We start from the raw sequence: 23,973 nt of genomic DNA, 5'->3' as shown, positions 1-23,973 counted from the left end.
TTGGCATTGTCTCATCTTTTTTCCCTTTTGAAATCTTGCCAACAAACAGTCCATTTCCTATTTACCCTATTCTTTTATAGTAAAAAAACCTGAAAGCACACCGCTTTCAGGTTTTCAGTTGGCGTTCGGCCATTTGTTCAGCTGTATAAATGATTTTCATCGGATTGCCGCCGACAAACGCACCGGCTGGCACGTCTTTGTTGACGAGTGTAGATGCAGAGACGATAGCGCCATCGCCGATTGTCACGCCTGGCAAAATGGTGGTGTTGGCGCCGATCAGCACTTCGTCTCCTATAATCACTTCCCCCAACCGGTATTCGTTAATCAAATACTCGTGAGCAAGGATCGTCGTATTATAACCAATCACTGAATTGCGACCGACGGTAATTTTTTCCGGGAACATGACGTCCGGCATGACCATCAACGCAAAAGAAGAATGTTCCCCCACTTTCATTCGGAGAAAGGTTTTGTAAAGCCAATTTTTCATCGGCAGAAACGGCGTATAGCGGGCCATCTGAATGACGATGAAATTTTTGGCTACTTTCCAGAACGGCACGGTTTTGTAAATATGCCAAAGCGAATTGGAACCTGTCACAAAATGGCGCTCTGTATTTCTCATTGGACCGCTTCTTTCGTGAGCTCCAGCAAATCGCTGATATGCTGCAGCATATAATCCGGACCGAAGCCGGCTAAGTATTCCTCGCCTTTAATCGACCAGGCCACACCTGCAGTACGGACGCCGGCATTTTGGCCCCCTTCGATGTCGTGCGAGTTGTCCCCGATCATCAATGCTTCTTCAGGAGACGCGTCCAAACGCTCCAATGCCAGCAGGACCGGTTCTGGGTCCGGCTTCGGTTCTTTCACTTCGTCCAAACTGACGATGACATCGAATAACCCTTCAATGCCCATCACTTCCAGGCCATGTCGGATGCCTGCACCTCTTTTCGTCGAGACGATCGCCATTTTCAGGCCACGGCTTTTCAGGAGGCGCAAGGTTTCCGCAACGCCGTCGTATTCTGCCACTAATTCATCATGCAAGGTTTTATTGACGGCGCGGTATTGTTCCATCAGTTCTTCTGCCCGTTCCGGGGCAATTGCGGTAAAGGTCTGTTTCAAGGATGGACCGATAAAATGCAGCACATCCTGGCGTTCAAAGCGGCCCGGGAAATGTTCGTCCAGCACCGACAGAAAGGTCTGGATGATCAATTCGTTTGTATCAAGCAAAGTGCCGTCAAAATCGAATAACAGCGTATTGATGTCTTTTGTCATGTTGAAACCACTTCCTTCCGGTTTTCTTCCGCTTTACGCCACAGGTAGGAGACTATAATCGTCAAGACTAAAGCGGTCACCAGGCGAATGATAAACAGCGGCCATATCGGAATTCCGAGCGGAACGAATATGAGCGTATCTTCGACGATGGCGTGGCACGCCACCAAAAAGATGAAAGCAAGCGTGGCATCTTTTTTGCTGACGCCGTCTTCCTGAACCGCTTGGATCATAACGCCCGCACCCATTGCGAGTCCAAAGACCAGGCCGGAAGCCAAAGTCAATGAAGCATTTTTCTGGATGCCGAGCAATTTCGTCAACGGACCCATGCTATTTGAAATACGCTGCAAGGCGCCTTTGTCTTTCAAAATTTGAATCATCAGCATGAGTGGAATGACAATCATCGCCAGCTGCAAAATGCCGAATGACGCTTTTTCCAGACCCAGCAGGAAGATGGCCATCCAGCCCTCAGGATCAGCAGCCTTTTCCGGCGCAAAGCCGTATTGTGCGGTTTCGGCTCCGCCTTTCCAGACCAGATTGATAATGATCCCGGATAGAGCGGCAAGCCCGAACCGGACAACGAGCACGACCCACAGTTTGACGCCTACTTTCAGCGCCACACCGGTTTCGATAAAGATATTATGAGAAAAAGACAGCATAACTGCCAGGATAAATACTTCTTTTACAGTAAGCTCCAGAGACAAAATTCCTCCGATTCCGGCGTACAAGTTCAGCGCATTGCCCAGAACCAGCGGAATGGCGGCATCCCCGCTGAGGCCGAAGATTCCCATGACCGGAGCGATAAAATCGATGATGAATGGCAGGACCGGTGTATATTGGAGCATCGTCACCAATAATGTAATCGGGAAAATGATTTTCCCCAATGTCCAAGTCGTACGTAGACCCGCTTTCAATCCATTTTTTAACGTAGACATTCCATTCCTTCTTTCTATTTATCCAAGTAGTGAGGTGGATTTTTTAATTTAACGCGGCGATACACAACAAAAACAACGGCAATGAGGATAGCAACTACGGATACTAGTTGGGCAGCCCGCAGCTCCCCGATGACGTACAAGCTGTCTGTCCGCATGCCTTCAATGAAGAAACGCCCGACAGAATACCAGATGACGTAGAAAAAGAACATTTCGCCCCGTACCAGGTTAACCCGGCGCAGCAGCAGCAAAATGATAATGCCGACAAGGCTCCACATTGATTCGTATAAAAACGTCGGATGGTAATACGCGCCGTCTATGTACATTTGATTGATGATCCAATCCGGGATAAACAAATTCTCCAAAAACGTCCGGCTTACTTCTCCGCCGTGCGCTTCCTGGTTGATGAAATTCCCCCAGCGGCCGACAGCCTGGCCGATCAAAATGCTGGGCGCCAGAATATCCGCTACTTTTAAGAACGAAGTATTGCGGCTTTTCGTAAACAAATACGCCACAATCACCGAAGCGATCAAGGCTCCGTGAATCGCAATCCCGCCGTTCCAGATGGCAATGATTTCAGCGGGGTTGTCTTTATAATGCTCCCACTGGAAAATCACATAATAAATGCGGGCCCCGATGATGGCAAGGGGCACCGCCCATATCAACAGATCGGTTAAAAAATCGGGGTGAAGCCCCCGTTTGACCATTTCACGCTGGCCCACTAAAAATGCGATGATGATGCCGACGGCAATAATGACGCCGTACCAGCGGACATCGATTGGTCCGAGCGAAAAAGCGATCGGATCAATTGAAGCAAGAATCGAATACATGCCGTACACCTTCCTATTCCCTTAGTTTGTATCTTGAGCGATTACTTCATCGAGCCGTTTCGAAAATTCTTCTGCTGCGTTGACGCCCATGCGTTTCAAGCGATAATTCATTGCAGCCACTTCAATAATAACGGCTAAGTTTCGCCCAGGGCGAACAGGAATCGTCAGCTTTGTTAAATCGGTATCGATGATCCGCATTTTTTCTTCTTCCAAACCGAGGCGGTCGTATGTTTTGTCCTGATCCCAGATTTCCAGATCGATGACAAGTGAAATCCGCTTGAATGTCCGGACAGCACTTGCACCAAACAAGGTCATGATATCGATAATGCCGACTCCGCGAATTTCGAGCAGGTGCTCGATCAGTTTCGGCGGATGGCCGACCAGCGTGTTCTCGCCTTCTTGATGAATTTCCACACAATCATCCGCTACGAGGCGATGACCTTTTTTCACAAGCTCCAATGCGGTTTCACTTTTACCGACGCCGCTCTTTCCGGTAATCAATACGCCCACGCCGTAAATATCGACCAATACGCCATGGACGGCTGTAGTCGGAGCTAATTGGCTTTCCAGGTAGTTGGTCAGCAAACTGGAGAATCGGGTTGTCGGCATCTTCGTGCGGAGTACCGGCACGTGCTTGCGGCCGGACGCATCCACCAATTCATTTGGCACGTCCATGCCGTGCGCCACAATAATGGCCGGTGTGTCATCCGTGCAGAGTTTAAACATCCGCTCTGTCCGTTCCCGAGCTTCCAGCAGGGCAAAAAACGACAGCTCGGTTTTGCCGAGCATTTGGATCCGGTTTGCCGGGTAATGCGTAAAGTATCCTGCCATTTCAAGTCCAGGACGAGAAATGTCACTGATGGGAATACGGCGTCCCAGTCCTTCTTCTCCGCTGATTAAATCTAAGTCAAACATATCCATGACTTGCTTTACTGTAACTTGTCCCATGTTTCCCCTCATTCCTTTTACATTCAAAATGCAGAGAACCTTTTGCAAAGTTCTTTCATCATTCTGACGGTTTGCTCCTATTTTAACACGGAACACAAGGTTTTGAAGGTTTTCCTGTCTCCTTTCTTTCCGCTTCCATCTATATAGGAAGGAAAGGAGGAATTTGACAATGAAAATTATGATTGATGCAGGGCACGGTCCGCATACTCCAGGCAAGCGTTCCCCGGATGGGCGCATCCGAGAGTTCCACTTTAACTCAGCGGTCGCGGATGAGGTGAAAAAGCGTCTTGTGCTGGATGGGCATACGGTTTTTTTCAGCCATCAGCCTGACCAGGATGTTCCGCTGCACGAACGAACCTCCCTTGCCAACCGCTTAAAAGCAGATTTATTGGTCTCCATCCATGCCAACGCTTTCGGCTCTTTTTTCAATGAAACAAGCAGCATTGAAACGTTCACTTTCACCAAGCCGAGCACTTCCGCCGTCAATTTTGCCAGCTGCATCCAGCGGGCACTTGTGATATCGACTCACCGGAAAGACCGCGGAGTGAAACGAGCCGATTATGCCGTTCTGCGGGACACAATGATGCCTGCTGTGCTGATTGAATGCGGTTTTATGACCAACCGGGAAGAAGCCGAACTATTGAAACTGGATGCTTACCGGAAACGATGCGCCGGCGCCATTGCGTTCGGCATCAGCTGCGCCCTTTCTTAACAAACCGAAGAGAACCCATGAACGCCGCTTTGGCTTTCTTGGGTTTTTTTCTTTTTTTCGAACGCCGTAAGTTCTGCTACACTGTTTCCATAGGAAGTCTAATGAAGAGGTGGACCATGAATAAGACAATCGGCATTCTTGCCCATGTGGATGCAGGCAAAACAACGTTTTCGGAACAATTGCTGTATCATACCAAAAGCATCCGGCGGCGGGGACGCGTCGATCACCAAGACGCTTTTCTCGATAGCCATGAAATCGAAAAAAACAGAGGCATTACGATTTTCGCCGACCAGGCAAAGTTCTCCTACAACGGCTCGACGTATTATTTGATCGATACACCGGGGCATGTCGACTTTTCGGCTGAAATGGAACGCGCCATCCAAGTCATGGACTTTGCCATCCTGATCGTCAGTGCCGTTGACGGCATTGAAGGCCATACGGAAACGGTTTGGCAATTATTAAAAAAACACAAAGTGCCCGTATTCTTTTTCCTCAATAAAGTTGACCGTGACGGCGCAGATGCCGAACGCACCATCGCCGAAATCCGCAGCAGCCTGACGCCGGATGCCATTGATTTGACGCATGTTTTAGACAACGGCCGGATGGACGAAGAACTGGTTGAATTTATTGCCGAGCGCAGCGAAGCCCTGCTGGACCATTACATGGAGACCGGCTACGACCCGGAACGATGGCTTGAGGCATTAAAAGAAATGATCCAAGAACGCCAGATTTTCGCCTGTGCCTGCGGTTCCGCTTTAAAAGATGCTGGCGTAGCGGAATTTCTTGAGCAACTCGATCAATTGACGGAAACCCATTATTCAATAGAAGAAGGATTTTCGGCGCAAGTGTATAAAATCCGCCATGAGCCCAACGGCAATCGCCTTACATTTATCAAAGTTTTAAGCGGTGAACTGCGGGTGCGGGATGAAATCCCATACGGCCCTGCCGAACATCGCCTAACAGAAAAAGCGACGCAGCTACGCTCCTATAGCGGCGTAAAGTTCCAGGCGGTTGAAAAAGCGGAAGCCGGCGAACTCGTAGCTGTCGCGGGCTTATCGGATGCTCGCATTGGCGACGGACTGGGCCAGGCATTCTCCCGTGCTTCGTTTTCCATGGTGCCTACATTAAAATCGAAAGTGTTGTTTGATGCAGCAGCCAATGTTAAAGAAGTATTGAAAACATTCATGCTGCTGGATGCGGAAGACCCTTCTTTGCGCGTCGTCTGGGACGAACATTTCCAGGAAATCCACATTCACGTCATGGGAGTCATCCAACTGGAAGTGCTGCAGCAAATCGTCAAAGACCGCTTCGGTTTTGATGTGTCGTTCGGCGCTCCGGAAATCCTGTACAAAGAAACCATCGAAGATGCAGTCATCGGCTATGGCCATTTCGAACCGCTCCGCCATTACGCGGAAGTGCATCTCCAGATCGAATCCGCGCAGCGCGGAAGCGGCATCACACTGGCAAATGCCTGCCATGCGGATGCGCTGTCGACCGGCAATCAAAATCTCGTGCTGCACCATCTGGAAGAACGCGACCATCACGGCCTGCTTACGGGTTCTGCGTTGACCGATTTGAAAATCACGTTGTTGACCGGCCGCGGGCATAACCAGCATACGTCCGGCGGCGACTTCCGCGAAGCCGCTTACCGGGCTCTCCGGCAAGGCCTTGAAAAAGCCAGGAACCGTCTGCTTGAGCCGGTATATCGGTTTAAAATCATTGTCGACATGGACCATATGGGAAAAGTGTTATCCGACATCCAACAGGCCCATGGCCAATTTGAAGCCCCAGAACTTTCCGGAGGCCGAGCGTTGATTCAAGGGACGGTTCCAGTTGCTACCTTTATGGAGTACAGCACCGAATTCGCATCCTTCACCCACGGCAAAGGCTCTCTTTCCCTGCTGTTCGGCGGCTATGACTTCTGCCATAATGAAGATGAAGTGATCCGGAAAATCGCCTACAACAAAGAAGCCGATCCGGAGTACACATCCACTTCCATTTTTTGCGCAAAAGGCCAAGGCTATAAAGTTCCGTGGGACGAAGCAGAAGCCGCTATGCACTTCCTTTAAACTCCAACCGAAAAGAGGGATTCCGTATGTATGAACCCAAAACGAAAGAAACCGATTCTGACGTCATCCAGTTTATCGAAGACACTGTGGAAAACCCAAAGAAAAAACAGGACGCTTACCGCTTGCTTGAGATTTTCGAAGAAACCAGCGGCTTTCCGCCGAAAATGTGGGGACCGAGCATTATCGGCTTCGGTTCGTATCATTACGTCTATGAATCCGGCCATGAAGGAGATGCACCGCTTGTCGGCTTTTCCCCGCGCAAAGTGAAAACCAGCTTGTATTTTGCCACCGGTGACCCGGACCGCGAGCAGCTGCTTGCCAAATTCGGCAAACACACCAGCGGAAAATCATGCGTCTACATCAACAAACTGGAAGATATCGATACCGACGTGCTAAAAGAATTGATCACCGAATCGATTGATTTCCTTCAGGACTTATATCGTGAATACAATTAAAAACAGGCAGCGGAAAATTTCCGCTGCCTGTTTTCCTTATTCTTTAAGAAGTGCTTCGCAAACTCCGTCTACTCCTGCCAATCCCAATACGGTCATAAAGCTTTTTTGGATTCCGAGATGGCCGTTTTTCGGATTGTGCCATTCTTCCAGCGTATGTGCTCCGCCGAAATCTCCGCCAAGCCCGATAGTAACGGCGGGAATGCCAAGGCTCATCGGGTAATTGGAATCTGTGCTGCTCGGCTCTCCAAGTTTTGGCTGGCCGCCAATCGATTTCACCGCAGCACAGGCAATGTGCACAATGGGCGCATCTGCCGGCTGGCTTGCCGGCGCCCGGTTGCCGAAGCGTTCGATTCCCACTTGCAAGCGGTCATCTTTCCATCTGTTATTTTCATCGTCCCTTGCCGCTTTCACGATTTCTAAAAATCGGCTTTCCAGTTTCTCAAGTTCTTGCTGGTCATTGGAACGCAGATCGACAGACATGCTGGCTTCCTGGGCAATCGCATTCACGGACGTGCCGCCAGACACTTGGCCGATAGAAAACGTTGTTTTAGGCTGGGAAGGCGTTTCAAGATCGGCAATTGCCGCAATCGCCCGGCCAAGCGCATGCGTGGCGCTCGGCGTTCCAAATGCGCCGAAACTATGGCCGCCCGGTCCTTTATATGTAATGGTGTAGCGGAAACTGCCTGTTGCCAGATAAGTGATGTGATCATACCCTTCCCCGTCCATCGATACAAAAGCATCTATGTCGGAACGCCCATCAAAAAAGGCTTTCACGCCGCGCAAATCACCGGCGCCTTCTTCGCCGACCGTTCCCCCGAATAGGATATCTCCACTGGTCTTAATGTCCGCTTCATTCAGTGCACGCACTACCGCAAGCAGCTCGGCCAAGCCCCTTGTGTCATCGCCGATGCCCGGGGCATACATGACACCTTCTTTTTGGCTCACCGTTGTATCTGTGCCTTCCGGGAAAACCGTATCCAAATGGGCAGACACAAAGATTGTTGGACCATTGCCTGTTCCTCTGCGCAATCCGAACACATTCCCTTCCATGTCCATTTGGACTTCTTCAAGCCTCAATTCCTGCAATCTCCGCATGAACTCTTCAGCCCGCTGCTGCTCTTTAAACGGCGGCGCCGGAATTTCTGTCAACGCAATCTGGTCGGCAATGGTTTGTGCATGATCTTGTTCAATGAACGAAAGCCCCTTTTTCACAGCTTCCTGTTCTGTTAACTGCCGGAAAGCTTCTGCAATCCGCGTTGAAATCGTTGAATCTGCCATGTGTCATCCTCCTCTTTCAGTTCCACTTATAGCCATTGACAAAATTATCGGCCTATTTAAACAGTACCGCAACTTTCAAGTGAGCTCAAGAATAGAAAAAACCGGCATACGCATATGCCGGTTTCCACTTTTAATTATTCAACTGTTAAATAACGCACAAGTACGGTGCCTGTTTTCGTTTCACCGTATACAAGAAGAGGTGCTGCCACCGCTTCTCCGCTTTCTTTTGAAAAACGGATAGACTTTTGCATAAACTGGCCTTGCTCATGTGTGTGCTCAACATCAGAAAGCAGCACATCCATTTTGCCGAGGTTGGAAGAAACTTCTCCTCTTAATGGAAGATGGGACGGAATATAGATTTCCACATTGCCCGCCAATGTTTTGGCTTCCACTTTGCGTGCTTCTGTAGAGCGAGTCGTTATAACCACATTGCCGTTCAACGATTTTGCTTCCGTTGTCTGGATATCGCCGTCAATGTAGATGCGGCCATTCAATGTTTCTGTTTCCATCACTTTTCCTTGCACTTCCTGCACTTGGATTGCTCCGTTAGCTGTTTCCAATTCAGCATCATCAAATTCAACGTTCTTCAAGTCAATTTTGCCGTTGGCCGTTTTGACTTTGATCAATGCCGTATTGATGCGTTTCATGGAAAATCCGCCGTTGAATAAACGCGCTGTGATGTGGTCATATGTCTTTGCCGGCACATACAGCAAGACATTTACTTGAGTGGTTTTCAAATCACTGATGATGCGAAGTTTCTGGTCATCCGCAATGAAGACAAACTTATCCAGGAAATCTTCTTTCGCCTGTTCTTCAGATTCAGCACGATACGCTTTCACGCTGCATTCCGCGCGGATGGTATCATCCTGCGACGGGAAAATTTCAAGCTGGCCATTTGCAATGTCTGTAATGATGTTGCGGATGTCCACATTTTCCTGTCTGAATGTATGCGTGAACTGGAAAGCTTCTCCGAACGGGGAATCGAATTCCATCGTTTTAAGTTTGCCGACCGAGCTTTGCATAAACTGCATCATGCGGTCGCTCAACTGGTTAAAATCTTTTGAAAGGTTTTTCGAAAAGTCCTTTGAAAAATCACGGGATAAATCTTTCGAGAATTTCTTCACCATGTCTTCCGGTCTGAACAAGCCGCGTCTGCCGCGCTTTTCACGGTAATCGTCCCGGCTGTAGTTGCGGGATGACTGGTCGCGGTCTCCTCCGCCGTCTACTGCTTTCAGTAGCTCTACTGCTTCTCTTGCCGTAATGGTGCCATTTTCCACCATGTCCAAAATGCGTTCTTTTTCACTTTGCATGTATTGCGGCCTCCTCTTCGTCGGTTAGATGACTAGCCAGGCAGCAGTGTGATTCCCTTTTCGAAAGGAATCTTGGCAGCTGCCCTGCTAAGCAAAAAATCAACTGAATGTTCTTCTTAATCATACGTTTAGTGATGCAAAAGGTTTCATTTCGCTACTTTTTTCTTGCGTGTCGCTTTCTTGACTTGCGCTCCCATGCGGGCACGATCTCGTTCCAAAATTGGGCCCAGGTATTTGCCCGTGTAAGAGCCTTTGACGTTGGCGATGTCTTCCGGTGTTCCGGTAGCAAGAATGGTACCGCCTTGGTCTCCGCCTTCCGGCCCGAGGTCGATGATGTAATCCGCCGTTTTGATGACATCCAGGTTGTGCTCGATGGTCAATACGGTATCGCCATTATCCACCAGGCGCTGAAGCACAAGAAGCAGGCGTGAAATATCATCCGCATGAAGCCCAGTTGTCGGTTCGTCCAATATATAGAAGGATTTGCCGTTCGAGCGTTTATGCAATTCGGAAGCAAGTTTCACCCGCTGCGCTTCACCCCCGGACAAAGTCGTAGCCGGCTGCCCCAATGTGACATAGCCTAATCCCACATCCACAATCGTCTTTAATTTGCGGTGGATTTTCGGATGGTTCTCAAAAAACTGGGAAGCGGCTTCGGCAGTCATTTCCAATACATCTGAAATGCTCTTGTCTTTGTACTTCACTTCCAGGGTTTCCCGGTTATAGCGTTTGCCATGGCAGACTTCGCATGGAACGTAAACATCCGGCAGGAAATGCATTTCTATTTTTATAATACCATCTCCACGGCATGCTTCACAGCGTCCGCCCTTGACGTTGAAACTGAAACGCCCTTTTTTATAGCCGCGCACTTTCGCTTCGTTCGTCGATGCATAGACATCGCGGATATCGTCGAATACACCGGTATAAGTAGCAGGATTGGACCGCGGCGTCCGGCCGATCGGCGATTGGTCAATATCAATCACTTTTTCAAGTTCGTCAATGCCTTCAATCGAATCGTGCTTGCCGGGTTTTATCCGTGCCCGGTTCAATTTGCTGGCGAGCGATTTGTAGAGGATTTCATTGATCAACGTACTTTTCCCCGATCCGGATACGCCTGTGACCGCTACGAACATGCCCAGTGGGATATCCACGCTTACTTTTTTCAAGTTGTTTTCGTTTGCGCCGCGGATGGAAATTGCGCGGCCGTCCGACTGTCTTCGCTCTGCAGGCAGCGGAATGAATTTTGTTCCGTTCAAATATTGGCCCGTTAAGGACTTTTTGTTTTTCATCACTTTCTCAGGAGTACCGGCCGCAATGATTTCACCGCCGTGCACTCCGGCTCCTGGCCCGATATCAATCAAGTAATCGGCTGCCAGCATCGTATCTTCATCGTGTTCTACAACAATCAAGGTATTTCCTAAATCGCGCATGTCTTTCAGCGCACCGATCAACCGGTCGTTGTCCCGCTGATGCAGGCCGATGGATGGCTCATCCAAGATGTATAAGACACCTGTCAGCCTTGAACCGATTTGCGTCGCCAGGCGGATCCGCTGCGCTTCGCCGCCAGACAATGTACCGGAAGCCCGGTTTAAAGTTAAATAATCGAGCCCGACGTTGATCAGGAAACTGACCCGTTCACGGATTTCCCGGACGATGGCACTTGCAATTTGTGCGTCTTTTTCCGACAATACCAGATTCTCGAAAAACTCATCCGCTTCAACAATTGAAAACTCGGAAACCAGGCCAATATGCAAATCATTCACTTTCACTGCGAGTGATTCCGGTTTTAACCGATGGCCTTTACAAGCAGGGCAAGGCTGTTCGCCCATGTATTTTTCCATTTGTTCGCGGGTCCAATCCGAAGATGTTTCCCGGAAGCGCCGGTCGACATTGGTCATGACGCCTTCAAAATGGATGTGGTTGTCGCGGATTTGTCCGTAGTCGTTTTCGTAGCGGAAACGGATTTTGTCATGGCCGGAGCCGTGAAGCAAAATCTGAATGTGTTCTTCCGGCAATTCGCTGACGGGCACTGTCATGTCAATTTTGTAATGGTTGCAGACGGCTTTCAGCATCTGCGGATAATATTGCGAACTTGTCGGTTTCCACGGAGCAAGTGCATCGTTTTCCAATGAAACGCTCCAGTCCGGAATCACAAGGTCCGGATCCACTTCCAGTTTATGGCCAAGCCCATCGCATTCCGGGCAGGCGCCAAACGGCGAGTTGAACGAGAACATGCGCGGCTCCAGTTCACCGATGGAAAATCCGCAAATTGGGCAGGCGTGGTGCTCGCTGAACAACAGCTCTTCCTGTTCCATGACATCGACCAACACCCGGCCATCCGCAATGCGCAGCGCAGATTCCAGGGAATCGCTGAGGCGTGTGGCAATGCCTTCTTTCATAATGACGCGGTCAATGACCACTTCAATCGAATGTTTTTTGTTTTTATCCAAGTTGATGTCATCATCCAGGTCAACCAAATCGCCATTGACCCGCACACGTACATATCCCTGTTTTTTAATGTCTTCCAGCAATTTTGCATGAGTGCCTTTTCTTCCTGAAACGACCGGTGCTAAAATCTGCATTTTGGTCCGCTCCGGATATTCCAGCAGACGGTCCACCATCTGTTCAATGGTTTGGGATGAAATTTCAATGCCGTGATTCGGGCAGATCGGCTTTCCGATTCGCGCATACATTAAACGCATATAATCATAAATCTCGGTTACGGTAGCTACTGTCGAACGCGGATTTTTGCTCGTCGTCTTCTGGTCAATGGAAATCGCCGGCGACAAACCTTCAATCGAGTCGACATCCGGCTTGTCCATTTGCCCTAAAAACTGGCGGGCATAAGAAGACAGCGACTCCACATATCTTCGCTGCCCTTCCGCGTAAATCGTATCAAATGCCAAAGAAGATTTCCCTGAACCGGAAAGGCCCGTCATAACCACAAGCTGATCCCGTGGAATGACGACATCAATGTTTTTTAAATTATGCGCACGCGCGCCTTGGATTCGTATTTCCTGATTTTTCAAGCTTTATCACCCTTCCGCTTTCAATTCCAGCACTGTATCTCGCAGTTCGGCTGCCCGTTCGAAATCGAGCGCTTTGGCTGCTTCTTTCATTTCTGTTTCCAGTAAAGTAATCAATTTCACGCGATCTTCTTTTTTGAGCTTCTTGCCGGCTGCCGCTTTTGAAACGTATTCTTCCGTCTCTTCTGCTGCGACCGTGGCCCGGATCACATCCCGGATTTTCTTTTCGATTGTAATTGGCGTAATGCCATGTTTTTCATTGTAAGCGGCCTGTATCGTGCGCCGGCGTGTCGTTTCATCAATCGCTTTTTGCATCGAGTCGGTCATTTTATCGGCGTACATGATGACATGGCCGTTGGAATTCCGCGCCGCACGCCCCATCGTTTGAATAAGCGAGCGTTCTGACCGCAAGAAGCCTTCCTTGTCGGCATCAAGGATGGTGACAAGAGAAACTTCCGGAATGTCCAGCCCTTCCCGAAGCAAGTTGATGCCGACAAGCACATCGTAAACACCCATCCGCAATTCACGGATAATTTCGATTCGCTCCAGTGTCTTGATCTCCGAGTGCAGGTAATTGACTTTAATCCCTGCTTCTTTCAAATAAGCCGTCAGGTCTTCGGACATTTTCTTCGTTAATGTTGTTACGAGCACCCGTTCATTTCTTTCCGTGCGCTGGCGGATTTCATCCATTAAGTCATCGATCTGGCCTTCGATCGGACGCACTTCAATGGTCGGATCCAACAGTCCGGTCGGCCGGATAATCTGTTCCACCATTTCCGGTGTATGTTCCAATTCATATGGCCCCGGCGTTGCGGAAACAAAAACGGCCTGATGGATATGCTTTTCAAATTCATCGAATGTCAGCGGCCGGTTGTCCATCGCTGAAGGCAGGCGGAAACCATGGTCGACCAACACTTTCTTGCGTGCCTGGTCACCGTTGAACATGCCGCGGACCTGCGGCAGCGTGACATGGCTTTCATCGACTACCAGCAGGAAATCTTCCGGGAAGTAATCGATGAGCGTGTAAGGCTGGGCGCCTGGAGGGCGCAGCGTCAAGTGGCGGGAATAGTTTTCGATGCCTGAGCAAAAGCCCATTTCCCGCATCATTTCCAAATCGTAGCGTGTGCGCTGTTCAAGGCGCTGCGCTTCAAGCAGTTTATCTTCTGCACGCATTTCTTTTAAGCGTTCTTCCAGTTCCGCTTCAATATTTTCAATGGCTTTCACCATTTTTTCTTCTCGGGTAACGAAGTGGGATGCCGGGAAGATCGCGACATGTTCCCGCTCGCCGATAATTTCACCGGTCAACGCATCCACTTCACGGATCCGATCGATTTCATCTCCAAAAAACTCAACACGCAGACAGCGTTCATCGCGTGATGCCGGAAAAATTTCCACTACGTCTCCGCGAACGCGGAAAGTTCCGCGGATGAAGTTGATGTCGTTTCGCTCATACTGGACATCCACCAATTTCCGCAGCAGCTGATTGCGTTCGATTTCCATTCCTTTCCGGAGAGAAACGACAAGCTCCCGGTACTCTTTAGGAGAACCGAGGCCGTAAATGCAGGATACGGAAGCAATGACAATGACATCATCCCGCTCAAACAACGAACTTGTCGCGGAGTGGCGAAGTTTGTCGATTTCATCGTTGATGCTTGCATCTTTTTCTATATACGTATCTGATTGGGGCACGTAAGCTTCCGGCTGATAGTAATCGTAATAACTGACAAAATATTCAACCGCGTTATCCGGAAAGAATTCCTTGAATTCACTGTAAAGCTGCCCTGCCAATGTTTTGTTGTGCGCCATGACGAGCGTCGGCTTTTTCACTTGCTGAATGACATTCGACATGGTGTAAGTTTTCCCTGTACCTGTTGCACCGAGCAAAGTCTGGCAACGCTTGCCATTAATGATGCCTTGTGTAAGTTCTGCTATGGCTGCAGGCTGATCTCCTGCCGGCTCATAAGGTGCCTGGAGTTTAAATTCCTGTTTCATCTTAACGTCCTCCCGTTTGTTTCGCTGTCCCTATTTTATCATATGCCCTAAAAATCCCCTAACAAAAAGCGAACGTATGTTTTTTGAGGCATCTTTTTTGAAGCAAAATAAAAAAACCGCCCCTTAAGGGCGGTTTTGATTTTTATTCATCTTCGCACTTTAAAGCCTGCAATTGGGCTGAATAAGTGGCAAATGCTTCACGGTCGTTGTTGTCCAGGGCTTGGTCGATAAGCGTCATGAGCTGTTCTTCCTGCTGTGAGCGGTGTACATGCTTCAAGAATAGATCCAGATAAATATCGTTCAGCAGTTTTTCCGCTTCAGTGATTTTCTTCGTTTGAGCCATCGCTTTCATGAAGTCAGCATAAGAATAATAGTTTTCCATTCTTCATCACCCCGAATGCTTTTCATTAGTATACATGATAAAGCTATCAACAATCAATTGTTTTTTGAAAATTCTAATGAAATAGAAAAAATTTTATTTTTGAAATAAAAACAATTGAAAATCTTCCATTTATTGTTACAATAATATTTGTATAGTAAATTTGGGGGGTATAGCATAATGGGTAAAAGGAATCATCAGCCCTCTTCTTATACGGTGTGCAGCAATACATACGCACTTTTGCCGTATATAGACGGCAATCGCAGCTGGACACGTGTTATTGAAGATCGAAGCGAGTTTGTCGTAGAAGAGTCCGTTTACAAAACAGTCAGTTCTTCATGCAGTTTTTATAGGGGTTCACTGGAGAGCGCGACTCTCTATTCCCAAAAAGCAGTCCGCGTCAAACACAAGCCGCCCATTATTATCGGGGAGTATTATGGCAATCCGCTTCTCTTCTTCCCTACGCATTCTCCGAAAAACAAAGAATCAGTGTGGCTCAATTTTGACGCCGTCGAATTGGTGGAAAGCGATGACAGCGGAAAAGGCAGCATTGTGTATTTAAGCAATGGCGTAACCGTTCCTCTCGATGTATCTCCGATCGCTTTAAGGAATCAGCATTCCTTTGCTGGATCGTTGCGCCGTTATTTTAAAAATGCACAGCAGGTTCATCAACACCAAATGGTCTATTTGACAAAGCGCCGATATCCCCCTAGAAGACAACATCCTCTCGATTAAGTTTTCCAGTTGAAACGGCAAAAAAGCAGGCAGAAGCCGAGGTATTCCATCGGCTTCTTTTTTATGCCTGCTTTTTTGCAAGCTCTCTTCTCCTACCAGATTTGCCGATTGGACATCGCTAAATACACACGCAGCAATTCTTCCACCCGGTTGCGCAAGCGCAAGTTCAAATAACGCCGGTGGTCCTCGTAGCCGCCGTGGTAAAAGACGTACTCGGTAAATGTATCATCTCCAATTCCCCTGATCATTTTCATGTGGTGCTTGCGCATATGGATCTTCGTTTCCTGCAGCTCTTTTTGGACAAGCTTGATTGCGTTGTCCACCAGTTCAATGTATGGCCGCTTCAACTTAAAAGTTCCTTTTTCGAATAAAGACCGGTCGCGTTCGAGGATGATAAGCACCATTGGCAAATAAATAGCTTTCTCAAAATGGACAACTTCCTCTTGTGAGATCAACGGCATGTTTTACACCTCCTCAAAAAGGGAACGTTTGTTCTTATTTTTAATTCTACCCTGAAATGGCCAAATTGCAAGACTTGCCAAAAAAAATCTGCGCCCGGTAAGGCACAGATTTTTCGTTCTTATTTGATTGAGCGATAAGTCCACAGCGATCCGGCAAAAAACACACCGGAGACCCAGATGAGCGGTTCATGAGAAAACCAGACGGCTGTTGAGATACCGAAAAACGACAAAATCGTGAAAATGCCGGCAAACATGCGGCTCTGCAAGTCCCGCTGATGCTCCCGTTCACGGCCATCCCGGTTTTCCAGGTAATGGCGCAGCCGTTCCGGTTCTTCCAGGTAATTGATTACTTTCTGCGGGAACACGCGCAAAGGCCCTGATGCGTTCAGCACCCAGCGGAGAACATCGGCACGGCCGAATACACGCTTTTCTTCCTGCTGGGAAGATGCCCATTCGATGACGCGCGGCCGTGCCAGCGCCAGCAAATCGATTCCCGGGTCAAGCACGTTCAGCACCCCGACAAAAATGGAGGCTGCCCGGCCAAAAAAAGCAAACTCAGCCGGCAGCTGGACAGGCTGGGTGCGCACAATATTCTGCATGTCTTTGAACAGCCGTTCCACTACGAAGCTGTCCATCTGCATCAATTCGTTCGATTCATAGGCGGCGACTAAGCGTGCGATGGTATCGGCCAGCAGCTCGCGGTCGGCCTGCGGCAGCAGAAAGCGCAATTCTTCAAGCGCATCAATCACTTGATCATAATTCTTGAAGATAATGCCTTCGGCAATCCGCAGCACTGCCTGAGAATCCTTTTTCGTGATGGTGCCAGTCATGCCAAAATCGATCAGCACAATCGTGCCGTCCGGTTTCAGCAACACATTGCCCCCGTGCGGATCTGCATGGAACTGACCGCCGTAAAGGACTTGCTCAAGAAACAGGATGAACAAACGCTCGGCAATTTCATGGCGGTCGAGTTCGTTCTTTTCAATAAAGGCCAAATCCGTGATGCGTGCTCCTTCGATCCATTCCATCGCCAGTACACGGCAGGTCGAGATTTCATCAAAATAAACCGGGAAGCGAATGCCTTGCATTTCGGAAAAACGGTCTGCGAACGATCGCCCGCTTTGCAGTTCCTGAAGGAAATTCAGTTCGGCACCGATGGTCTCGGTCATTTCCCGGAACAATTGATTGAAATTGATTTGCTTTGAAAGCGGCGTAAAGGTCTTCATAAACCAGATAACGATGCGCATCGCCTGAAAATCTGCCCGCAGCAGCCGGTCGGTTCCCGGACGTTGGACTTTCAGCGCAACAATCGTGCCGTCTTTCAATACACCCTTATATACTTCTCCAATGGAAGCCGAAGCTACAGCACTTGCCGACAGCTCAGACAAATAACTGGTATACGGGGAATTCCATTCCGATTCAAGCACCGAAACAATTTTTTCCCGCGCCACTGATGGCACCCGGTCAGTCAGCCCTTCCAGTTCCTCCAAAAAAGACGGCGGCATGATATCAGCCCGGGTGGACAAGAACTGCCCCATTTTAATCATCAGACCACCCAGTTTTAAGGCGAGTGTCTTGTATTGCTTCGCTTGCTTGGTAACCAGCCGGTTCCACTTTTCCTCAACAATCGGATTCCACCTGCCGCGGTACCGGCGCTGAAAAAGCGTCGCCTGCGTATAAAATTTAATAGCCATATAAACAATTCGATAAATGCGGATAAACGTGATACGGTTCATACAGAAATCCCCTCTCTGCGCTTTATTATAGAGCGGGTTGGCGGAATAGTCCAAAAAATGGTATGTTTTTAATGGATGGAATGATACTAAGGGGGATGGAAATGGACACAATTCATTACGAACAACACGGCAATCTGGCATTTGTCACCTTGAACCGGCCGGATTCCATGAATGCTTTCAATTATGACATGCTAGCCGAGCTTGGCCAGGTGGTCGAAGCAATCCGCATCAATCCGGATATCCGCGTCGTGATCTTCACCGGCGCCGGCGAAAAAGCGTTTAGCGTTGGAGCCGATTTGAAAGAACGCAAAACGCTCACTGAACAACATGTGAAGCGCAATATCTTTAAAATCGGAGAAGTCTTTACCACGATTGAAAATTTGCCGCAGCCGACAATTGCCATGATGAACGGTTTTGCCTTCGGGGGCGGTATGGAACTGGCGCTGGCCTGCGATTTCCGCATCATTACAGATGATACACTGCTCGGTTTGACCGAAACCAGCCTGGCCATTATTCCGGGAGCCGGCGGCACACAGCGGCTGCCGCGTTTAATCGGAGAATCCAAAGCAATGGAATTGATTTTGACGGCACGCCGCTTAAAGTCGGCTGAAGCTTTGGCATACGGGCTTGTCACCAAAGTGGCGCCGCGCGCTGAACTGGTGGACGTCACCGCCCAATTCGCCGATATGATGCTGTCCAATGGACCGATTGCTCTGCAGCAGGCGAAATTTGCCATCAAGAATGGCATGAATGCAGACTTGCAGACGGGCTTGAATATCGAACGCAAAGCTTACGAGCTGACCATTCCGACTGAAGATCGGGTCGAGGCCCTTATGGCGTTCAGCGAAAAACGGAAACCTGTTTTTAAAGGCAAATAAGTGCGAGTCACAAAACAAACGAAGAAGGAGCGCCTCCTAGAGCCGCTCCTTCTTTTTCTATGCATTTAAAAATCCGCCAATCAGGTTATATGGACTATTAAAAATAAAATTAATATAAAATTAAATATTTTCTAGTCAGAAATGACTAACCTTTGCGATGATTGGGTATTTCTTTTAGTAACGTCTACAAATCAGAGGACTCTATTGTTTATATCGGAACAACTATACGCAGGAGGTGACATATGGCCGTACTTGAGCGAAGCACTCCTTTAAAAATCCCTGTCTGGACGCTTGGTATTTTGAATGTCTTGGACGGCATGCTGACTTTCTTCGGCCTCAGCTTAGGCTATATAACAGAAGGCAACCCTTTACTGAGCTCCCTTTCGCCATTCGCCATTTTAACCATCAAGCTGTTCTTATCGCTATGCCTGTTTAGCCTGCTTTTAACGCCTTTCATTGCCATTCGGGCCCGCCACTGGCGCTATCTGCTGCTATCTGCAAATATTCTCTACTCCATGATCCTTATCCTTCATGCCAGCTGGCTCATCCTCGTCGCCATCGCCTAATGCTCATTGCTTCGTATCCGGTTATTTGCATAAAGAAGACGCCCAACGGCAGTTGGGCGTCTCAGACTCTAGACCAAGTCCAGATCAAATGAATAAAGCTGTATAAAATCAACCGGACTGACCACTTCGCTTTCCGTGGGCTCGGCCTCAGTCTCCTCGTCGCTTTGAAAACCCGATGCTCCTGTTTCTGCATCGCTTCGCTAGCTTCGAAACATGAAAGAGCGTTGCATCACTGCGCTAGCTTCGTCGCAAAGACTTGGCCTCACTACCTTCGGCCAATGTCTTGCCTGCGGGGCCTTCGACCTGAGTCGCTCCGTCGCGTTGCTCCTCCACTGCTCCCACAGGAGTCTCCGTGGCCAGCCCGGTTGGGCGTCTCTCTTCTATAAAGAAAGTGAAGAGTCATCCGATTGAAACTCAGCCAGTTCGCGAAAGGAAAAAAGCGACACCTCTGGGCAGCCTCCAAGTTAAGGGTCCGGAGTGGAAGCCGGCGACTCCTGCGGGAGTAGTGCGAGTCCTAAGACCCCGCAGGGAGCGCTAGCGAGCGAGGAGGCTTGGGCCGCACCCCGCGGAAAGCGTCCGGCTGAAACGGAGGATCCGGGATGTCCTTTTATATTTTTATTCATCCATGACGTACGAAAATTCTTTCGTCTACAAGCTCAGATGTCCAACAAAAGTTGGGGGTCTTTAAAATTCCGTTCCTTATAGGTATTTCTCCATCCAGCCGGCAATTTGCTCAAGGCGGGCAAAACGGAGGTTCGGTTTGCCGGTGCGCGACAGGTTATGGTCCGCTTCCGGGAAACGCACAAATTCGGTTTCTTTGCCCATGCTCTTCAACGTGACATACAGCTGTTCCGACTGCTCGATCGGGCAGCGGAAATCGTTCTCCGAATGAAGAATCAGCAGAGGCGTCTCGACGTCTTTTGCATATTTCAGCGGCGAGTGATGCCACAAAGTCTCGACATCGGTCATGTCCGCACCAATTTGCCAATCACTGAAATAGTAGCCGATGTCTGAGACGCCGTAAAATGACACCCAGTTGGAAATCGAGCGTTGGGTAACGGCCGCTTTAAAGCGATCGGTATGGCCGACAATCCAATTGGTCATAAAGCCGCCGTAGCTGCCGCCGGTCACGCCCAGGCGATTTTCATCGATCCAGCTATGCTGGCCCACGATTCCTTCAAGCGATTTCATGATGTCTTCATAATCTCCGCCGCCGTAATCGCCGCGCACTGCATCGACGAACTCTTGGCTGTAGCCGTGGCTGCCGCGCGGGTTGACGTACAATACGCCGAAGCCGCGCGCCGCCAGCACCTGCATTTCATGGAAGAACGTATTGGCATACATGGCATGCGGGCCTCCGTGAATGTTCACCACAAGCGGGTATTTCTCGCCTTCTTTAAAGCCGCGCGGTTTCATGAGCCAGCCATGGATGGTCCAGCCTTTTGCACCATCTGCGACAATGGCCACCGGCTCAATCAGTTCCGTTTCTTCCAGATAGGTTTTATTAAACTCGGTTAATGGTTCCCGTTCTCCAGTGGCAATTGTCAGTTTGTACAATTCGCCGGGATTCACCGGATCGCTGATCGCCGCTACTGCAAACACGCCATCTCTTGAAATGTCATAGCCGTAAACATGTTCCATTTCGGGAGAAGCCGGGTAAATTGCCCCGTCAAGTGAAGCAAAATACAAGCGGACGTCGCCCATTGTGGAGACTTGGAAATACAGATGGTCATCTTGTGTCCATACCATGGCCGGTGCTGCTGCCCCTTGCTGATGATCCGCTACCACATAATCGCCGACCGGTGCATCGAGCCCTTCCGTCAAGCATACGATTGATTGCTGCGCTGCATCGTATACGTAAATATCGGTATGGGACGCGTTCTCAAATTGGCGCGTGCTGCCGACAAAAGCAATTTTCGAATCGTCGTGTGAAAAAGCTGCATCGCCGTAATAGCCCTCTTTATCAATCAGCGGCGTTTCTTTTTTCGTTTCCACTTCGTACAGGTAAAGCGGCTGGCGGAAAACAAAATCCAAATTCTCTTCGCGCACGACGCCGTATACCAGTTGGTCCCCTTTGTTTGATACGGCTTCCAAATTGTAGTCGTAATTGCCTTCTGTAAGCTGCTGGACTTCTTTGGTGTTAAGGTCAACCACACCGATATGGCGGTGGAAATCCATTGGCACTAAGCCCATGCCATCCATTTTGTATTTGAGCTTGCTGACGAAAACCGGCTCCGGATTTTTCTTTTCTTTTTCGTCTTCTTTGTCAGTAAACGTCTTGCCTTCTTTGGCCAACGCATTAAACCATATTTTTTCACTGCATGGCGACCAGAAGAATCCATTGACTCCTTTTTCAAACTCCGTCAATGCCCGTGCTTCGCCGCCTGTAGCCGGCATGACGTACAATTGATTTTTGTCATCGCGCGTCGATAAAAACGCAACATAATTGCCATCTGCCGACCAAGCAGGCGAAGAAACGCGTTCTTTGCCGTATGTCCATTGCGACACTCCTCCGCTTGCCAAGTCCAGATGATGCAGATGCGCTGTATATGTATTTTCTTCTTCATCAATATGGGTGCGGATAAACAATGCTTTCGAGCCGTCTGGTGAGATTCGTGGATCTGTTACAGAAACCAGTTTGTTTAAGTCTTTAATTTCTACCGCATTTTTTGCCATGGTTAATCCTCCTACAATATATATTTCGAAATTCGCAATACTTCCTTCTTTACTATAAAGAAAAGAGTCAGTCTTTTCAATCAAATTCAAAACAAAAACGGTTTCAGCCTATAAAGCCGAAACCGTTAATGCTATCTTTTTCTCAAAATAAGGATTATTTATTCAACGCCTGATCTTTCAGTGAACGGCGCAAGATTTTGCCGGTAGTGTTTTTCGGAAGTTCCTCTAAAACCTCAAAATGCTTCGGCACTTTGTATTTTGCCAAGTGTTCTGCGCAATAGGCACGGAGGTCTTCAACAGTCAGCGCATCGTCTTTCAAGACGACGTATGCATGGACTTCTTCCCCGAAATTCGGGTCAGGCAGTCCGACAACCGCCGCTTCGACCACACCCGGATGAGCGAACAGCACTTCTTCGACTTCACGCGGATAGACATTATAACCGCCTACGATAATCATATCTTTTTTGCGGTCGACGATATAGAAATAGCCTTCTTCATCGACGCGCGCCAAGTCGCCTGTGTACAGCCAGCCGCCTCGAAGGGCCGACTCGGTTTCTTCCGGCATCTTGTAATAGCCTTTCATCACGTTCGGTCCGCGGACAACCAGCTCGCCGACTTCGCCGACCGGCACTTCCTCTCCCAGTTCATCAACCACTTTGTTTTCAACATTGATGATCGAAGTTCCGATCGACCCGGCTTTCCGCTCGCGGTCAACCGGATTAAAGCAAGTAACGGGTGAAGCTTCGGACAAGCCATAGCCTTCTGAAATGCGCACATTGAATTTCTCTTCGAAATTGTGCAGCAGAGCGACCGGCATAGCCGAACCTCCTGAAATGGCAAGGCGGACCGAGTCAAAATCAGACGGTTGGGCGTCCGGGAACTGATACAAGAAATTGAACATAGTCGGCACACCGGCAAAAACCGTAGCTTTCTGCGATTTGATGGCTTCGAACACTTCTTTCGGATTAAAACGCGGCACTAAGACGATTGTCGCCCCTTGCAATAAAGGCGCGTTTACAACAACTGTCAAAGCAAATACATGGAATACCGGAAGCGTAGCAATGATCCGGTCTTCAGGGGTCACCCCTAAATAAGCGCCAACATCGCGTGCATTCGAATAAAGGTTATCGTGCGTCAGCATGGCCCCTTTCGGTTTCCCCGTCGTTCCCGAAGTATACAAAATAACCGCGTTGTCGTCTCCCTGAACTTCCACTGCTTGTTCAAGAGAACCCGGCTGGCGGATCAATCCCGAGAATGCACGGACTTTCGCTTGGGCGTCAGCCGGCAATTCAGCGATTTTGGCCACTGTTTCCGGAGCGGTTTCACAGATGATAAAAGTGGATACCTTCGGAAGGGCTGCATGCGCTTTCTCGACAAGCGGCAGAAGGGCATCCAATGCGATAACCACTTTCGCGTCGCTATCTTTCAATATGTAAGCGATTTCATCCGGGGTGTAGATGGGATTGATCGGAACAGCCGTCGCCCCTACCCGCATTGTTGCATACAAAGAAATCAAGAAATGTGGTGTATTCCCCAAAAGAAAAGCGACATGATCGCCTTTTTCTACACCCAGGCTCTGTAAAGCAGCTGCAAATTTTGCAACAGATCCTTCAAACTCGGCATATGATGTATCTTTCCCCATAAAATGATACGCCGTTTTGCCCAGGTTCTTTGTTGAAACTTCATGAACATATTTACACAAACTCATCTTCCATCCCTCTTTC

Annotated in this window: 20 protein-coding genes; 6 read left to right on the top strand and 14 right to left on the bottom strand. The window is 48.9% G+C overall.

The annotated features are described in order from the left end of the window. Positions 1–106: 106 nt before the first annotated feature. From QWY22_RS06025 to hprK, 5 genes are read right to left on the bottom strand one after another with little or no spacing between them, the layout of a single operon-like run. A complete protein-coding gene (locus QWY22_RS06025) occupies positions 107–619 on the bottom strand; it encodes an acyltransferase (protein ID WP_300983553.1) in 513 nt (170 codons plus the stop codon). Beyond that, positions 616–1,269 carry a pyrophosphatase PpaX gene (gene ppaX / locus QWY22_RS06020; protein WP_300983552.1) on the bottom strand — a complete coding sequence of 218 codons (654 nt, stop codon included), beginning with the start codon at positions 1,267–1,269 and terminating at the stop codon, positions 616–618. Before ppaX ends, QWY22_RS06025 begins: the two co-directional genes overlap by 4 nt. Then, positions 1,266–2,201, bottom strand: coding sequence for a nucleoside recognition domain-containing protein (locus QWY22_RS06015; protein ID WP_300983550.1), 936 nt, complete (start codon positions 2,199–2,201; stop codon positions 1,266–1,268). The genes ppaX and QWY22_RS06015 overlap by 4 nt, the downstream gene beginning before the upstream one ends. Before the next feature lie 14 nt (positions 2,202–2,215). Continuing rightward, positions 2,216–3,028, bottom strand: coding sequence for a prolipoprotein diacylglyceryl transferase (gene lgt / locus QWY22_RS06010; RefSeq protein ID WP_300983549.1), 813 nt, complete (start codon positions 3,026–3,028; stop codon positions 2,216–2,218). A gap of 21 nt (positions 3,029–3,049) precedes the next feature. Further along, positions 3,050–3,976: an HPr(Ser) kinase/phosphatase gene (hprK, locus tag QWY22_RS06005; RefSeq protein ID WP_300983548.1), complete on the bottom strand. Its 927-nt coding sequence runs from the start codon at positions 3,974–3,976 to the stop codon at positions 3,050–3,052. A 169-nt stretch (positions 3,977–4,145) separates the two neighbouring features. On the opposite strand from hprK, the gene QWY22_RS06000 reads away from it, so the two are divergent. The 3 genes from QWY22_RS06000 to QWY22_RS05990 all read left to right on the top strand — a co-directional run bounded on the left by QWY22_RS06000 (position 4,146) and on the right by QWY22_RS05990 (position 7,212). After that, a complete protein-coding gene (locus QWY22_RS06000; protein WP_300983547.1) occupies positions 4,146–4,688 on the top strand; it encodes an N-acetylmuramoyl-L-alanine amidase family protein in 543 nt (180 codons plus the stop codon). 116 nt (positions 4,689–4,804) lie between these two features. Further along, positions 4,805–6,757, top strand: coding sequence for a GTP-binding protein (locus QWY22_RS05995; RefSeq protein WP_300983546.1), 1,953 nt, complete (start codon positions 4,805–4,807; stop codon positions 6,755–6,757). Positions 6,758–6,783: 26 nt separating this feature from the next. Beyond that, positions 6,784–7,212: a DUF1801 domain-containing protein gene (locus tag QWY22_RS05990; protein ID WP_300983545.1), complete on the top strand. Its 429-nt coding sequence runs from the start codon at positions 6,784–6,786 to the stop codon at positions 7,210–7,212. 36 nt (positions 7,213–7,248) lie between these two features. Here QWY22_RS05990 and QWY22_RS05985 read toward each other — a convergent pair whose 3' ends face one another. The 5 genes from QWY22_RS05985 to QWY22_RS05965 form a co-directional block, all read right to left on the bottom strand. Beyond that, positions 7,249–8,490, bottom strand: a complete 1,242-nt coding sequence (locus tag QWY22_RS05985) for a M20/M25/M40 family metallo-hydrolase (protein ID WP_300983544.1) — start codon at positions 8,488–8,490, stop codon at positions 7,249–7,251. 134 nt (positions 8,491–8,624) lie between these two features. Continuing rightward, positions 8,625–9,800: a DUF4097 family beta strand repeat-containing protein gene (locus QWY22_RS05980; RefSeq protein ID WP_300983543.1), complete on the bottom strand. Its 1,176-nt coding sequence runs from the start codon at positions 9,798–9,800 to the stop codon at positions 8,625–8,627. A gap of 146 nt (positions 9,801–9,946) precedes the next feature. Continuing rightward, positions 9,947–12,829 (bottom strand): excinuclease ABC subunit UvrA, encoded by a 2,883-nt coding sequence (gene uvrA, locus QWY22_RS05975; protein WP_300983541.1) that lies wholly within the window; start codon positions 12,827–12,829, stop codon positions 9,947–9,949. Between the two features lie 6 nt (positions 12,830–12,835). Further along, complete coding sequence (gene uvrB / locus QWY22_RS05970) at positions 12,836–14,818, bottom strand: excinuclease ABC subunit UvrB (RefSeq protein ID WP_300983540.1); 1,983 nt, start codon at positions 14,816–14,818, stop codon at positions 12,836–12,838. Positions 14,819–14,960: 142 nt separating this feature from the next. Continuing rightward, complete coding sequence (locus tag QWY22_RS05965; protein WP_036808089.1) at positions 14,961–15,200, bottom strand: IDEAL domain-containing protein; 240 nt, start codon at positions 15,198–15,200, stop codon at positions 14,961–14,963. A gap of 177 nt (positions 15,201–15,377) precedes the next feature. Between QWY22_RS05965 and QWY22_RS05960 the strand changes: the two genes are divergently transcribed. Beyond that, entirely contained in the window at positions 15,378–15,932 is a 555-nt protein-coding gene (locus QWY22_RS05960) for a competence protein ComK (protein WP_036808086.1), read from the top strand. A 92-nt stretch (positions 15,933–16,024) separates the two neighbouring features. Here QWY22_RS05960 and QWY22_RS05955 read toward each other — a convergent pair whose 3' ends face one another. Then, positions 16,025–16,393 carry a YhjD family protein gene (locus QWY22_RS05955; RefSeq protein ID WP_300983539.1) on the bottom strand — a complete coding sequence of 123 codons (369 nt, stop codon included), beginning with the start codon at positions 16,391–16,393 and terminating at the stop codon, positions 16,025–16,027. Positions 16,394–16,512: 119 nt separating this feature from the next. Continuing rightward, the gene (locus tag QWY22_RS05950; protein WP_300983538.1) at positions 16,513–18,129 is read right to left on the bottom strand and encodes an ABC1 kinase family protein; all 1,617 of its coding nucleotides are present in this window, start codon (positions 18,127–18,129) and stop codon (positions 16,513–16,515) included. A 101-nt stretch (positions 18,130–18,230) separates the two neighbouring features. Between QWY22_RS05950 and QWY22_RS05945 the strand changes: the two genes are divergently transcribed. Beyond that, positions 18,231–19,007 carry an enoyl-CoA hydratase-related protein gene (locus tag QWY22_RS05945; protein ID WP_300983537.1) on the top strand — a complete coding sequence of 259 codons (777 nt, stop codon included), beginning with the start codon at positions 18,231–18,233 and terminating at the stop codon, positions 19,005–19,007. A gap of 242 nt (positions 19,008–19,249) precedes the next feature. Next, positions 19,250–19,573: a DUF5658 family protein gene (locus QWY22_RS05940; RefSeq protein ID WP_300983536.1), complete on the top strand. Its 324-nt coding sequence runs from the start codon at positions 19,250–19,252 to the stop codon at positions 19,571–19,573. A gap of 699 nt (positions 19,574–20,272) precedes the next feature. Here QWY22_RS05940 and QWY22_RS05935 read toward each other — a convergent pair. Beyond that, on the bottom strand, positions 20,273–22,249 hold the full coding sequence (locus tag QWY22_RS05935; RefSeq protein ID WP_300983535.1) for a S9 family peptidase: 1,977 nt from the start codon (positions 22,247–22,249) through the stop codon (positions 20,273–20,275). Positions 22,250–22,403: 154 nt separating this feature from the next. Then, on the bottom strand, positions 22,404–23,957 hold the full coding sequence (locus tag QWY22_RS05930) for a fatty acid--CoA ligase family protein (RefSeq protein ID WP_300983534.1): 1,554 nt from the start codon (positions 23,955–23,957) through the stop codon (positions 22,404–22,406). Positions 23,958–23,973: the final 16 nt, after the last annotated feature.

Origin of the sequence: Planococcus liqunii, from assembly GCF_030413595.1 — a bacterium.
Classification (GTDB): domain Bacteria; phylum Bacillota; class Bacilli; order Bacillales_A; family Planococcaceae; genus Planococcus; species Planococcus liqunii.
The sequence above is the reverse complement of the archived record's forward strand: the minus strand, read 5'-3'. Positions and strand labels throughout refer to the sequence as shown.